The organism is Methylicorpusculum oleiharenae (assembly GCF_009828925.2).
Lineage (GTDB): Bacteria > Pseudomonadota > Gammaproteobacteria > Methylococcales > Methylomonadaceae > Methylicorpusculum > Methylicorpusculum oleiharenae.
Map to the genome: position 1 here is coordinate 2969307 of NZ_WUTY02000001.1, position 14251 is coordinate 2983557.

The 14251-nt window shown below is 43.5% G+C and carries 12 protein-coding genes; 11 read left to right on the forward strand and 1 reads right to left on the reverse strand.

Annotated features, from left to right (window positions below; all coding sequences use genetic code 11):
* Positions 1 to 12 precede the first annotated feature (12 nt).
* Positions 13 to 2190: a polyphosphate kinase 1 gene (gene ppk1 / locus GO003_RS13385; RefSeq protein WP_159654685.1), complete on the reverse strand. Its 2178-nt coding sequence runs from the start codon at positions 2188 to 2190 to the stop codon at positions 13 to 15.
* 338 nt (positions 2191 to 2528) lie between these two features.
* Between ppk1 and GO003_RS13390 the strand changes: the two genes are divergently transcribed.
* From GO003_RS13390 to sbcB, 11 genes are all read left to right on the forward strand, one after another.
* Positions 2529 to 3053: an acyl-CoA thioesterase gene (locus GO003_RS13390; RefSeq protein WP_159654683.1), complete on the forward strand. Its 525-nt coding sequence runs from the start codon at positions 2529 to 2531 to the stop codon at positions 3051 to 3053.
* A 3-nt stretch (positions 3054 to 3056) separates the two neighbouring features.
* Positions 3057 to 5297 (forward strand): DNA topoisomerase IV subunit A, encoded by a 2241-nt coding sequence (parC, locus tag GO003_RS13395; protein WP_159654681.1) that lies wholly within the window; start codon positions 3057 to 3059, stop codon positions 5295 to 5297.
* A 282-nt stretch (positions 5298 to 5579) separates the two neighbouring features.
* Positions 5580 to 6926: a Na(+)-translocating NADH-quinone reductase subunit A gene (locus GO003_RS13400; protein ID WP_159654679.1), complete on the forward strand. Its 1347-nt coding sequence runs from the start codon at positions 5580 to 5582 to the stop codon at positions 6924 to 6926.
* Between the two features lie 3 nt (positions 6927 to 6929).
* Complete coding sequence (locus GO003_RS13405) at positions 6930 to 8132, forward strand: NADH:ubiquinone reductase (Na(+)-transporting) subunit B (protein ID WP_159654677.1); 1203 nt, start codon at positions 6930 to 6932, stop codon at positions 8130 to 8132.
* Entirely contained in the window at positions 8125 to 8961 is an 837-nt protein-coding gene (locus GO003_RS13410; RefSeq protein WP_159654675.1) for a Na(+)-translocating NADH-quinone reductase subunit C, read from the forward strand. Before GO003_RS13405 ends, GO003_RS13410 begins: the two co-directional genes overlap by 8 nt.
* A 10-nt stretch (positions 8962 to 8971) precedes the next feature.
* Entirely contained in the window at positions 8972 to 9652 is a 681-nt protein-coding gene (locus GO003_RS13415) for an NADH:ubiquinone reductase (Na(+)-transporting) subunit D (protein ID WP_159654673.1), read from the forward strand.
* Positions 9652 to 10260: an NADH:ubiquinone reductase (Na(+)-transporting) subunit E gene (gene nqrE / locus GO003_RS13420; protein ID WP_159654671.1), complete on the forward strand. Its 609-nt coding sequence runs from the start codon at positions 9652 to 9654 to the stop codon at positions 10258 to 10260. Before GO003_RS13415 ends, nqrE begins: the two co-directional genes overlap by 1 nt.
* A 12-nt stretch (positions 10261 to 10272) precedes the next feature.
* A complete protein-coding gene (gene nqrF / locus GO003_RS13425) occupies positions 10273 to 11493 on the forward strand; it encodes an NADH:ubiquinone reductase (Na(+)-transporting) subunit F (protein ID WP_159654669.1) in 1221 nt (406 codons plus the stop codon).
* A gap of 338 nt (positions 11494 to 11831) precedes the next feature.
* Complete coding sequence (gene nqrM, locus GO003_RS13430) at positions 11832 to 12026, forward strand: (Na+)-NQR maturation NqrM (protein ID WP_159654667.1); 195 nt, start codon at positions 11832 to 11834, stop codon at positions 12024 to 12026.
* 223 nt (positions 12027 to 12249) lie between these two features.
* Positions 12250 to 12645 carry a CBS domain-containing protein gene (locus tag GO003_RS13435; protein WP_159654665.1) on the forward strand — a complete coding sequence of 132 codons (396 nt, stop codon included), beginning with the start codon at positions 12250 to 12252 and terminating at the stop codon, positions 12643 to 12645.
* Positions 12646 to 12658: 13 nt separating this feature from the next.
* Positions 12659 to 14110, forward strand: coding sequence for an exodeoxyribonuclease I (sbcB, locus tag GO003_RS13440; RefSeq protein WP_159654663.1), 1452 nt, complete (start codon positions 12659 to 12661; stop codon positions 14108 to 14110).
* Positions 14111 to 14251: the final 141 nt, after the last annotated feature.

Below are 14251 nucleotides of genomic sequence, written 5' to 3' on the forward strand. Positions count from 1 at the left end.
TTTATTTTGATTTCAGGCATGAGGATTAAACGGTTTTAATTTTTTTTGCTTTTTACCCGGTTGCGCTTCTTTCAGGCGTTTATTGGTCAGTTCGATCAGTCTTATTTGGACGCCGGGTTCACTTTCATTATCGGTAGGTTGCCGCTGCACATAGGTTCCATCCGATTGCATTTCCCACACGCTGCGTTGATTGCTGAGTTGAACGTTCAGAATTTGGCGTAATTGTGCCTGTAATTCCGGTTTGTTGACCGGCGCGACAACTTCAACCCGGCTTTCGAGGTTTCGTTTCATACAGTCAGCTGAGCCGATAAAATATTCTTCATCGCCGCCGTTTTGGAAATAAAAAATGCGCGAGTGTTCGAGGAATCGTCCGACTACGCTCAGTACCTGAACGGTTTCCGACATGCCCGAAATGTTGGGGCGTAACCGGCAGGTATCCCTGACAATCAAATCAATTTTAACGCCTGCTTGCGAGGCCCGGTAAAGTGCAGCAGTAATATCCACGTCCTCCAGTGCATTCATTTTAAATTGAATAAGGCCGGGCTTTTTATCAGAATGTTTTTTGATTTCCCGTTCTATTTTTGCGAGAAGACTCGATTTGAGCACCTTGGGTGCTGGCAGTAAATGTTGATAGTTACGCTTGACAACCAGTCCGGTCGTTAAGAAGTTAAATAATTCAGTCAATTCCTCACCAATGTTTTTATCACAGGTCAAAATGCCGAGATCTGTGTATAGCCGTGCGGTGCCTGCATGATAATTTCCGGTGCCGATATGCGCATAGCGGCGTAACCCGTTGTAATCCTGCCGGACGACATAAATGACTTTGCTGTGGGTTTTGAGCCCAACGACGCCATAGGTGACATGAATGCCGACTTGTTCCATGCGATGCGCCCAGCGAATGTTGGCTTGCTCATCAAAGCGGGCCTTGAGTTCAATAACGACGGTTACCTGCTTGCCGTTTAAGGCTGCATCCATCAGGTATTGCACAATTTTTGTCCCTGCCGATGTGCGATAGAGCGTCATTTTTATCGCTTGAACATTGGGGTCTCGGCTGGCTTCTTTGACGAACCGTTCCACGGTAGTCACAAAAGATTCGTACGGATGATGCAGTAAAATGGTGCCTTGTTCGCGAATCGCATGGAAAATATTCGTGGCATTGATCAGTTTTGCATGGTCGCAAGGATGATGTGGCGGGTCTTGCAGATCGGGTCTTGGAATCCCGGCAATCTGAAACAGGTCTGACAGTCCCATACGTCCATCTACAACGAATACATCCTGTTTTTCATTAAGACCCAGTTCGGCGGCGAGCATGCCGCTTTGCAGTGTTCCCATTGTTGCGGCAATTTCCAGGCGGACTACCGGTGCAAATTTTCGTTCACGCAGTTCTGACTCGATCATTTGTAATAAATCATCGGCCTGCTCTTCATCTTTTTCAGTCACCGCGTTTCGAGTCACACGAAAGAGTTCGCAGAACGCGATTTTCATGCCGGGAAAGAGTAAGTCCAGGTTGTTGGCAATTAAATCGCCCAATGCAACAAACAAATGCCGGTCAGCATTGACCTGAATAAAACGCGGTATTTTAATGCCGACAGGTACTTTGATGCGCACCAGTGTCATGTCTTCAAGTTCGACGGCGTAGACGCCTGCCAGTAAGTTAAGCGACAGGTTGGATATGAAGGGGAATGGATGAGCCGGATCAATTGCCTGGGGTGTTACCAGTGGGAAAATATTGGTGATGTAAAACTTGCGCATCGCCTGCTGATCGTCTTCGGACAGGTTTTTATATTCTTCTATGGTAATGCCTTCCTTGAGCAGATCATTTAGGATTTGGTTGTAAAGACCTTGTTTTTTAGTCTCCAGTTCTCGAACTACCTCGTAACATTCAATTATTTGCTGCTGCGGTGTGCGGCCATCAACACTTAATTCACTGAGACCGGCGCCGACTTGCTGTTTAAGTCCGCCAATCCGCTTCATAAAAAATTCGTCTAAATTGGAGCTTACGATGGCGATGAATTTGACGCGTTCCAACAGCGGTGTTCGAGGGTCTTCTGCCTCATGAAGTACCCGTTTATTGAATTCCAGCCAGGTCAGCTCTCTGTTGAGATACCATTCGGGGGCATTTAAATCGATGAGAGGCGTTTTATCAGAAGGGTGTGATTGATCGCTTGTGTTATCCGTGACAAGGTTCATGGGGCTCTATCTCTGTGTTTAGCTGACGGGTTGTTATATTTTAAAACAATCTGACAAACACGTGTCACGTTAACTTTCAAGTTTGAATGTCCTGAAGAATTATGTCTGGCATTTATTACAGTATTTCGAACAGCATATTGGCACGTTAAGTTCATGTATAAAAATAGGAATATGCCGTCAAGCTCCCTCGGATGGGCCTGTGTCGTTCCTCGCAAGGCTTACGCCTACCCTCAAAGCCACATTGAAAGTTCAATCTCGAAATTGCTGGGAACATGCATTTGGTTTACCCCTTTATAAGGGTGAGGCTATAATCGCGTTTTCATCTCACTATCATAGCTATGATTTCAATTCTTCCGGATTCGGCGTCCGAAAAACAAGAAAAAACGCTGACCATGAGTGTGCTCATGACGCCTGATATGGCGAACTTTTCCGGTGTTGTGCATGGCGGATCATTGCTTAAGTTACTCGATCAGGTGGCCTATGCCTGTGCGGCTCGTTACAGCAAGAATTATGTTGTGACCGCGTCATTGGACCAGGTGTTCTTTAAAGAGAAAATTCATGTCGGTGAATTGCTGACTTTATTCGCGCATGTGAATTATGTCGGGCGCTCATCCATGGAAATCGGAATCAAGGTTGTAGCGGAAAATCTCCGAACCAATGTCAAGCGGCATACCAATTCTTCGCACTTTACCATGGTGGCGGTTGATGAAGAAGGACGCCCGGTTGAAGTGCCTCAGCTGATTTTAGAGTCCGATTTGGAAGTTAAATTGTTCGAGGCGGCAAAAATGCGTAAACAACTGCGCCGCGAAGTAATGGAAAAAACCCAATCACTCCACGTCGATTTACCAAAGGACTCACTTTAATTCATGGGTATTCAGGAAAATTTTGAACAGCTCCCCTTAAAGGAATTTACTGAGAAGGCGTATCTGGATTATTCCATGTATGTTATTTTGGACAGGGCACTGCCTAATATCGGTGATGGATTGAAACCGGTTCAGCGGCGTATCGTTTACGCCATGTCGGAACTGGGCCTTAATGCCGCGGCAAAATACAAAAAATCAGCGCGTACTGTCGGTGATGTGTTGGGTAAATTTCATCCCCACGGCGATTCTGCCTGCTATGAAGCCATGGTCTTGATGGCTCAGAACTTTTCCTACCGGTATCCGCTCATCGATGGGCAGGGTAACTGGGGTTCGCCCGATGATCCCAAGTCGTTTGCAGCGATGCGCTATACCGAATCCCGGTTAACGGCCTATGCTCAATCTTTATTGAGTGAATTGGGCCAAGGGACGGTCAACTGGGTAGATAATTTTGATGGCTCGCTTAAAGAGCCGGTTGTTTTGCCTGCCCGATTGCCTAATGTGCTGTTGAATGGCACAACAGGGATTGCTGTTGGCATGGCTACCGATATTCCCCCGCATAATTTGAGAGAGATTGCCGCAGCTTGCATCTTATTGTTAGAGGCGCCTGAAACTTCGCTTGAGGATTTGCTTGCCCATGTCAAAGGGCCTGATTACCCCACCGAAGCAGAAATAATCACACCTCATGAAGAAATTCAGGCGATGTATGCAATGGGTAACGGCTCAATCAAAATGCGGGCGAAATATGAAGTAGAAGAGAATAATATCGTTATAACGGCGCTGCCTTATCAAGTATCCGGCTCTAAACTGATGGAACAGATTGCTGCGCAAATGAATGCAAAGAAACTACCCATGATAGATGATTTGAGAGATGAGTCTGATCATGAAAATCCAACCCGGCTTGTTGTCATTCCAAAATTAAAACGAATTGATGTCGATGCCTTGATGTCGCATTTGTTTGCTACGACCGACCTGGAAAAAAACTACCGGGTCAATATGAACATGATCGGTCTGGACGGCAAGCCGCAGGTTAAAAATTTGCGGAAGATTTTGTCGGAATGGCTGGTTTTCCGGACAGAGACTGTCAGGCGCCGATTACAATATCGCCTTGATAAAGTTCTGGCGCGGTTGCATATTCTTGATGGTTTATTAATTGCTTACCTGAATATTGATGAAGTCATTGCCATCATACGTAACGAAGACAAACCAAAGCCGGTGTTGATGGAGCGTTTCGGGCTCACTGATTTGCAGGCTGAAGCTATATTGGAGCTGAAATTAAGACATTTGGCCAAATTGGAAGAAATGAAAATTCGGGGTGAGCAGGCTGATCTTGAAAAAGAACGGCAAGCCCTGGAAAAAACGTTAGGTTCTTCTGCCTTGCTTAATCGGTTAATCAAGAAAGAACTTGAGGCGGATACTGAAAAATATGGGGATGCACGACGCTCACCTATTGTGGCAAGAAATGTAGCAAAACCTTTGGATACCGCGGCTCTGATTCCTAACGAGCCTGTTACAGTGATTCTTTCGCAGAAAGGTTGGATACGCGCGGCAAAAGGGCATGATTTCGATGTTGAAACGCTTAGTTACAGGGCCGGTGACGGGTTTCTTCAGGCGGTTAAAACCAGGACGACACAGCCGGTTTTTGTGCTCGATTCCACAGGAAGAATTTACAGTACGTCAACGCATGACCTTCCCTCAGCCCGCAGTCAGGGAGAGCCTCTGACGGGGCGCTTTAATCCACCTTCCGGCGCCATATTTACCCACCTTATCACCGGCAATGCGGAAGATTGGTATGTTTTCGGTTGCGACACGGGTTACGGATTTAAAATCCAGGTTAAAGATTTGGCAGGTAAAAATAGAGCCGGTAAAGCTGTGATTATGATGTCCGAAAAGGCAAAAGTGCTTCAGCCGTCACCTATCATGAAAGAATCAGATTTATTGGCTGTTGCGACCTTGCAAGGCCGTTTGTTGATTTTTCCGGTCAGTGAACTGCCCGCATTGGCCAAAGGAAAAGGCAATAAACTGATACATATTCCTCCGGCAGACTTTGTTTCAGGTAAGGATCATGTTGTCTCTATGGTGGTTATTCCCACCATGGCATCCATTCGGGTGGTTTCAGGTAAGCGCCATGTCACTTTAAAAGCAATGGATATTGATCATTACTCGGGGGCTCGGGCTAACAGAGGGTATGTTTTGCCTAGAGGTTTCCAGCGGGTGGATCAATTGCTGGTTGAAAGCGAGTCATAACTTGATTTTCTGTGTTTAAGTTTTTATGCGCTAAGCTTGGTCGGTGAGGGGGATGCTGCCGTGGAAACACAAAGTATGCAAAATTTGATTGATAGTTTATTTCTTAATTGGAAATGATTGTTTTTTAAAGGAAATGTTGGGATCGATGACCGACCGATATTGAGGAATTAATCGAATTATGATCTAATGCCTTGTATTTCGTCTTATTGTGCCTCGTGTATTATTTGTATAAACATTGAGGATTTTACGCCGCAACTTGTTTGGAGAGTAGGCTTATTCACTATGCAATTTACTATTAAAAAAGGTTTGGATCTTCCTATTACCGGAGGACCCGAACAGAAAATTGAGGATGGTAATCAGGTCAGTTCCGTTGCGGTTCTGGGTGCCGATTTTGTGGGGATGAAGCCTACCATGATGGTGAGTGAGGGCGATCAGGTTAAGTTAGGTCAAATCATCTTTTCGGACAAAAAAAATCCGGGTGTTAATTACACGGCTCCGGGTGCAGGGGTAATTAAGGCTGTTAATCGCGGAGCCAAAAGAGTTTTGCAGTCGGTCGTTATAGAACTTAAAGGTAACGAAGAAGTAACGTTCAATAAGTATCCGGAGTCTGATTTAGACAGTCTTACTGTGGATCAAGTCAAAGAAAACTTGATTCTTTCCGGCTTGTGGGCTTCTTTGCGTGCCCGTCCGTATGACAAAATTCCAGTGATTGACAGTACGCCGCATTCAATTTTTGTCACTGCGATAGACACGCGTCCCTTGGCTGCTGACCCTTCCATAGTCATTCAGCCTAGAGCCAATGATTTCACGAACGGCTTAAAAGTCATCTCTAAATTAACAGAAGGTAAGACTTTTGTTTGTAAAGCAAAAGGTGCCGATATTCCTGTGTCGGGATCGGTGCAGGTCGCTGAGTTTTCAGGCCCACACCCGGCCGGTCTACCAGGTACCCATATCCACTTGATTGATCCGGTTAACATACAAAAATTTGTCTGGTATCTGGATTATCAGGCCGTAATGGCTATTGGTTCGTTGTTTATTACCGGGCATTTGAATGTAGAAAAAGTCGTGTCCTTGGCCGGACCTACCGTCAAAAGACCGAGATTGCTTAAGACAAGAATAGGAGCGAATCTCAGTGAATTGGTTGCCGGTGAATTGGAAGATTTGGATAACCGGGTCATATCAGGCTCTGTTTTGTATGGCCACAAAGGCGCTGACTGGGCTGATTATTTAGGTTATTACAGCAATCAGGTTTCAGCTTTGAAAGAAGGGCGTCAGCGAGAGTTGTTTGGCTGGATCGTTCCGGGCAAAGATAAATATTCTGCACTAAATGTTTATACGTCCAGTAAAGATCGTAAGCTGGGCCGTAAATTTCCTCTGACGACAGATAAAAACGGCAGTAATCGGGCGATCGTTCCTGTTGGCGTTTATGAAACCTTGATGCCGATGGATATTTTACCTACGCCTTTACTGAAATCATTAGTGGTGGGTGATTCCGACCAAGCTCAATTATTGGGCTGTTTGGAGCTTAATGAAGAAGATCTTTCCCTCATAACATTTGCAGATCCGGGCAAACACGACTTCGGTCCCGTGTTAAGAGAAAATTTAACTAAAATCGAGAAGGAAGGGTAATTAATGTCGGCTAGAGATTTATTAGATAGCATAGAGCCGCATTTTACAAAAGGCGGAAAGTTGGAAAAGTATTATGGCCTTTACGAGATGGTCGATACTTTTATCTACACACCGGCTGATGTAACACGCGGCTCAACTCATGTACGTGATGGTATCGATCTGAAAAGAACCATGACTTTCGTAGTGATTGCGACTTTTTTCTGCATCATGATGGCCTTTTACAATACCGGCTATCAGGCAAATTTGGCAATCGAAGCCATGGGCTTAGAGAAAGTCGACAATTGGCGCAGTATTCCGATGATGATTTTCGGATACAGTCCAATGAACCCGATATCCTGTTTTGTCCACGGCGCTTTGTATTTTCTACCTATATACATCGTGACTTTGGCAGTGGGCGGTGTGTGGGAAGTTTTATTTGCAACGGTACGCGGGCATGAAGTCAACGAAGGCTTTTTGGTCTCGTCCATGCTTTATACTCTGATCATGCCACCTGACATGCCATTATGGCAGGTGGCACTGGGTATATCGTTCGGTATCGTCATAGGAAAGGAAGTGTTTGGCGGAACGGGAAAAAACTTCCTGAACCCTGCGCTGACAGGACGCGCATTTCTTTACTTTGCTTACCCGGCTTCCATTTCAGGCGATTCCGTTTGGGTGGCCGTCGATGGTTTTACCAAAGCAACTCCTCTTGGTTTGGCTGCAACAGGAGGTCTCGATGCAGTACATGAGGCCGGTTTCGGATGGTTTCAATCATTCTTCGGATTTATTCCTGGCTGTTTAGGTGAAACCTCTACTGTAGCCATTTTTATAGGTGCAGCATTTTTACTGTACACCCGTGTGGCTTCTTACCGAATTATGGCCGGTGTCTTTATCGGCATGGTTCTGATGTCGTCAGTATTTAACTTTATTGGCAGTGAAACCAATCCGATGTTTGCTATGCCATGGTATTGGCATTTGGTTGTCGGCGGTTTTGCTTTTGGTATGGTTTATATGGCTACTGACCCGGTCAGTGCGGCTATGACGGATACCGGTCGATGGCTGTTTGGCGGCTTAATTGGGGTGATGACTGTTTTAATCAGAGTTGTTAATCCTGCTTTTCCTGAAGGAATCATGTTAGCAATACTATTTTCCAACATGTTTGCTCCTCTCATCGATTACTTCGTCATTCAGGCAAACATCAGAAGAAGGGTAAAGCGCCATGCCTAACGAAAACAAAATAACTCAGTACGAACGATTTAGAGCTTATGCCGATAAAGTGCTGGCTTTAAACAATGATAGTCTTGAAAAAACGCTGGCTGTTGCTTTATCAGTCTGTTTTGTATGTGCTATTTTAGTGTCGTTGGCGACTGTCGCATTAAGACCGTTGCAAATTGACAATAAAATGCTGGATATGAAGAAAAACATTCTGGATGTAGCCGGTTTGCTGGAAGAAGGTGTTGATATCAATCAGGCTTTTGATGAGCAGATCGAAGCAAAGCTGGTTGATCTGGAAACGGGCGATTATGTCGAAAACATGGATGTAGCTAACTATGATCAGCGCAAAGCGGCAAAGGATCCTGCGTTGAGTGTCGCTATACCGACTAAGGACGATATTGCAAGTATTCGTTTTAAAGCCAAAATTGCCAAAGTTTATCTGGTAAAGAAAGGTGATGACATTCAGTCCATTATCTTGCCTGTCAATGGTTATGGTTTGTGGTCAACCCTTTATGGCTTCCTTGCTTTGGAAGCAGACGGTCAGACAGTGCAAAGTATCAACTTTTACGATCAGGCTGAAACACCGGGATTAGGCGGGGAAGTAGTTAACCCTAACTGGCGCGCCTTATGGAAGGGAAAGAAAGTCTATAACGAAGCCAATGAACCCGCCTTGGCGTTGGTTAAAGGTGTAGTTGATAACGCAAAGCCTGGATCGGAATATCAGGTGGATGGATTGGCAGGTGCTACATTAACGAGTAGAGGCGTTTCAAATCTCATCAAATATTGGATGAGCAAAGAAGGCTTCGCGTTGTACCTTGATAAAGTAAAAGCTAAAGGGTAGGGCGAATATTATGAGTGCTATATTAACAACTGAAACAAAGAAAGTATTAACAAGCCCGCTGATTAACGATAACCCAATTACGCTTCAAGTACTTGGAATTTGTTCAGCATTGGCGGTCACCTCTCAGATGTCAACGTCATTGATTATGGCTGTTGCTTTAACATCGGTCACAGCCTGTTCAAGTGCAGCTATAAGTGCGATCCGAAACCATATTCCTGGCAGTATTCGAATTATCGTACAAATGACGATTATTGCTTCATTGGTTATCGTCGTCGATCAAATCCTGAAAGCATTTGCTTACGATGTGAGTAAACAATTGTCAGTATTTGTTGGCTTGATCATTACCAACTGTATTGTAATGGGAAGAGCTGAAGCTTATGCGATGAAAAACCCTCCGTTGGAGAGTTTCTTTGATGGCATAGGTAATGGTCTGGGCTACAGTCTGATTCTGGTAATTGTCGCTTTTTTCAGAGAATTATTGGGATCAGGAAAATTACTCGGAATTGAAATATTGAAGTTAACTAAAGATGGTGGCTGGTATGACCCTAATGGCCTGATGTTATTGCCGCCTAGCGCTTTTTTTATCATCGGTCTGATCATCTGGGCAATTCGTCAGTACAAACCTGAACAATCTGAAAAGCCGGATTTTGCAATACTGTCTATAGCGCACGGTGAGGGAGGGCATCACTAATGGAAGCTTATATAAGCCTATTTATCAAAGCCGTATTCATAGAAAACCTGGCATTATCATTTTTCTTGGGTATGTGTACTTTTATTGCAGTATCCAAAAAAGTGTCCACAGCTATCGGCTTAGGAACAGCAGTAATGATCGTTCAGACCATTACTGTCCCTGCCAATAACTTTGTCTATCATAGCCTCTTGAAAGAAGACGCGTTGTCGTGGTTAGGTATTACCGGCGTTGATTTGAGCTTTTTGGCGCTGTTAAGCTGTATAGGCATGATTGCTGCGCTGGTACAGATTCTGGAAATGATTTTAGATAAGTTTTTTCCGGCTCTCTATCATGCGCTGGGCATTTTCTTGCCTTTGATCACGGTGAATTGCGCTATTTTGGCAGGCAGTTTATTCATGATTGAACGTGACTATAACTTTGGAGAAAGTGTTACTTACGGTATTGGTAGCGGTTTTGGTTGGGCGCTTGCTATTACGGTTATGGCAGGTACCCGTGAAAAACTGAAATACAGCGATATACCAAGAGGACTGCAAGGTCTTGGTATCACCTTTATTACTGCGGGTCTGATGTCGCTTGGCTTCATGGCTTTTTCTGGAATCCAACTTTAAGAAGGTATCGTAATGCTGGAAATTGCATTAGGGATTATTATTTTCACGGGAATCGTGATAGCGCTGGTGTTTGTTATCCTTGGCGCAAAAAGTAAACTGGTAGCCGAAGGGGATGTTGAAATTCTCATTAATGATGAGAAAAAAATTCACGTACCCATAGGTTCAAAATTACTGAGCGCCTTGGCAGAGAACAAATTATTTGTGTCGTCCGCTTGTGGCGGAGGTGGTACCTGCGCTCAGTGTAAAGTTAAGGTATTTGAAGGCGGCGGAGAAATTCTTCCTACCGAGCGCTCGCATATTACCAAACGGGAAGCTGCTGAAGGTGAAAGATTAGCCTGCCAGGTTACTGTCAAACACAACATGAAAATTGAAGTGGAAGACAGTGTATTTGGTGTCAAAAAATGGGAATGTACCGTTAAATCCAACAATAACGTTGCAACTTTCATTAAAGAGCTGGTTTTGGAATTACCGGAAGGCGAAGCGATCAACTACCGAGCGGGCGGCTATATTCAAATTGAATGTCCGCCACATATCGCCGAATACAAAAACTTTGATGTTCAGGATCAATACCGTGAGGATTGGGATAAATACAATCTATGGCGTTATGTTTCTAGTGTAAAAGAACCGGCACTTCGGGCCTATTCAATGGCCAGTTACCCTGAAGAAAAGGAAATCATGCTTAACGTGCGTATTGCGACGCCACCTCCGGGTGCTCCTGATACTGTCCCGCCAGGCATCATGTCTTCTTACATTTTTAATCTCAAACCAGGAGACAAATGTATTATTTCAGGACCGTATGGTGAATTTTATGCCAAAGACACTGATAAGGAGATGGTTTTTGTTGGTGGTGGAGCCGGTATGGCGCCAATGCGATCTCATATTTTCGATCAATTGCGTAGATTGAAATCCAAACGGAAAATGACATTTTGGTATGGTGCGCGTAGCCGAAGAGAAATGTTCTACGTTGAAGATTTCGACATGCTTGATAAAGAAAATGAAAATTTCGAATGGCATGTTGCGCTTTCAGATCCATTGCCCGATGATAACTGGGAAGGCTACAAAGGCTTCATTCACAATGTGCTGTTTGAAAACTTCATCAAAAAGCATCCAGCGCCTGAAGATTGTGAATACTACATGTGTGGACCGCCTATCATGAACTCTTCAGTAATCAACATGCTATTGGAAAACGGTGTTGAGCCTGAAAACATCATGCTTGATGACTTTGGTGGCTAAAAAGGAATACTTTGCAAAGCTGATTCAGCAGGCAAAGATTTATTAAGTACATCAATTATGATAAAGCGGAATCAGAACCTTAAACTGATTCCGCTTTTTTTGACTCAGAATTTTTATAATAAGTAGATTGAATCATTGCTAATAACTTTAGGTCTCATGCTGTGTTAGGACGCTTGTTTCAATGGTTTATTTTTATTTAAATTTAATACGTGCATCTTAACGAAAACAATTTTTAACTATTCAATGTAGTCTATCTATTAGGTTTCAGCTGTCGCCTAACCCAAACCTACAGTGAATAATTACAAGCACTTTTATTTAATACCTGACAGGATAAAACAATGACTTATTTCTTAGTGACTTTTGCCTTCATGTTAATTGTTATTGGTCTTATGGCTATAGGTGTAATATTTGGCCGTAAAGCGATTAAAGGCTCTTGTGGCGGCGCGAACAAAGGCGATTGCGTCTGTGTTGAAAAGTGTGATAAGAGAAAACAGCTTGATGCTGAAGTGGCATTAAACAGTTCAAATTCATAAGATGTAAACAATAGAGTTGAGCTGAGTTTTCAGTGAGATCGTAAATTGAATGCTTATTCGCTTTATACCCGCCTCAGCTATGAAGAACAGTTATTTATCGAAGAAGAACTGATTCAATGACTGTAGGCTAGAAAAGCTTTTTTTCAAAATTAAAAATTGAGTGTTAAATTTTTGACCAGAATGACTTTGGTGTAAATAGAACTATAAATAGAAGGAGTTTGTTATGCTTGCAAAAATAACCGTATCCGATTACATGGCTAAACATTTGTTCACAGTCAAAGAAGACACAGATGTAATCGAGGCGATAACCAAATTGTTAGACCATAAAATAACCTGTGCTCCTGTATTAAATGATCAAGGTAAGCTTGTTGGTATGTTTTCTGAAAAGGATTGCATGAAGGTAGTCCTAGAAACAGCCTACAACCAAGGTCAATCAGGAAAAGTGGGCGAATTTATGACACGGGAACTGATTACTGTGGATGCAGATTCAAGTGTTTTGGATTTAGCCCAAAAATTCAGGGAAACACCTTTAAGAAGTTTTCCAGTTTATAAGCAAGGCGAATTAGTAGGTGTTGTCAGCAGAACTGATGTATTAAAAGCCCTGATTTCAATTAAATAATTCAAGCCCTTTAATGGCTGGTCCTACTTTATATTGGCACGACTACGAAACTTTTGGGATAGACCCACAATGGGACCGGCCCGTTCAGTTTGCTGGTGTTAGAACTGATTATGATTTTAATACGGTAGATGATCCGCTCGTCATTTATTGTAAGCCTTCAGATGATTACCTTCCGGATCCTGAATCCTGTGCAATTACAGGGATAACACCCCAAATAGCCCTAGAAAATGGTGTTAACGAGGCGGAATTTATTGCACGGATACTGGAAAGATTACTTGTTTCAAACACATGTGTATTAGGCTACAACAGTATCCGGTTTGATGACGAGGTTACCAGAAATACGCTTTACCGGAATTTGTATGATCCTTATCAGCGCGAATGGCAAAATGGTAATTCCCGCTGGGATTTGATAGATGTGGTTCGATCATGCTACGCACTGCGGCCGGAAGGAATTGAGTGGCCGCTTGATGACGCTGGTTCTCCGGTCTTTCGATTAGAAGTCCTGGCTCAGGCCAACGGGATTCAGCATCAAGCCGCTCATGATGCGCTGTCAGATGTTTACGCTACGATTGCTTTGGCAAAATTGATCCGGCAGGCTCAACCAAAATTGTATCAGTTTCTTTTTGAGAACCGATCCAAAAAAGCCGCATCGAATTTAATCAAACTCGGTTCAAACGAGCTGTTATTACATATCTCAGGTCGCTATGCCGCAGCTAAAAAATGTGCAGCGGTTATTTTGCCGATCTGTGAACACCCTGCAAATCCCAATGGTATTCTGGTTTATGATCTATCCGTTGACCCGGAACCGTTGTTGGAACTCACTCCTGAAGAAATAAAGCAGCGAATTTTTGTAGCAAACGATCAGCTTGCTTCCGGTGTTGCACGAATCCCGCTTAAGACCATCCACTTAAACAAATGCCCTGTTTTAGCCCCTATCAAGGCACTAAGACCCAGCGATGCAACTCGCTTATCTATTGATCTAGGTGTCTGCCTAAAAAATGCGGAACGCATCATATCGTCTAAAAGTTTGATCGGTAAGTTAAATCAGGTTTTTGCAAAATATGCGAATGATAACGTTCCCACCGATCCGGATCTGATGATCTACAGCGGGGGGTTTTATAGCCCTAATGATAAGCAGTTGATGCAGAAAATTCATAGCTTACAGCCCAAAGATCTGGGCTCTACCCATTTTCCGTTTAAAGACAGTCGATTAAAGGAAATGTTGTTCAGGTTTAGAGCTAGAAACTACCCGGATACGCTGAGCATTGCAGAGATGGATTGTTGGCGAAAATTCTGTTATCAAAAGCTGGTTCAACCAAAAGACAGTCATCGAATTGGATTTGATGCTTATTTTGAAAAAATTTTGAAATTGTCGGGGGATGGGCTTTTAGATCAGCGAACAAGTGAAGATTTAACACGTTATGGATTAAAAAAGTGGGATGCTTTAAGGCATTCAGCCGAATAGATAATTTGCGAGGACAAACCATCGTTATGGCCGGATTGGCAACTTTACAGGGCGTGGTAATCTTGCAAAGATGCTTCTTTTTAAGAAAATAACTGAATAGCACCTTCTGATGATTCTACTGATATTACTTTTTAGTAAGGC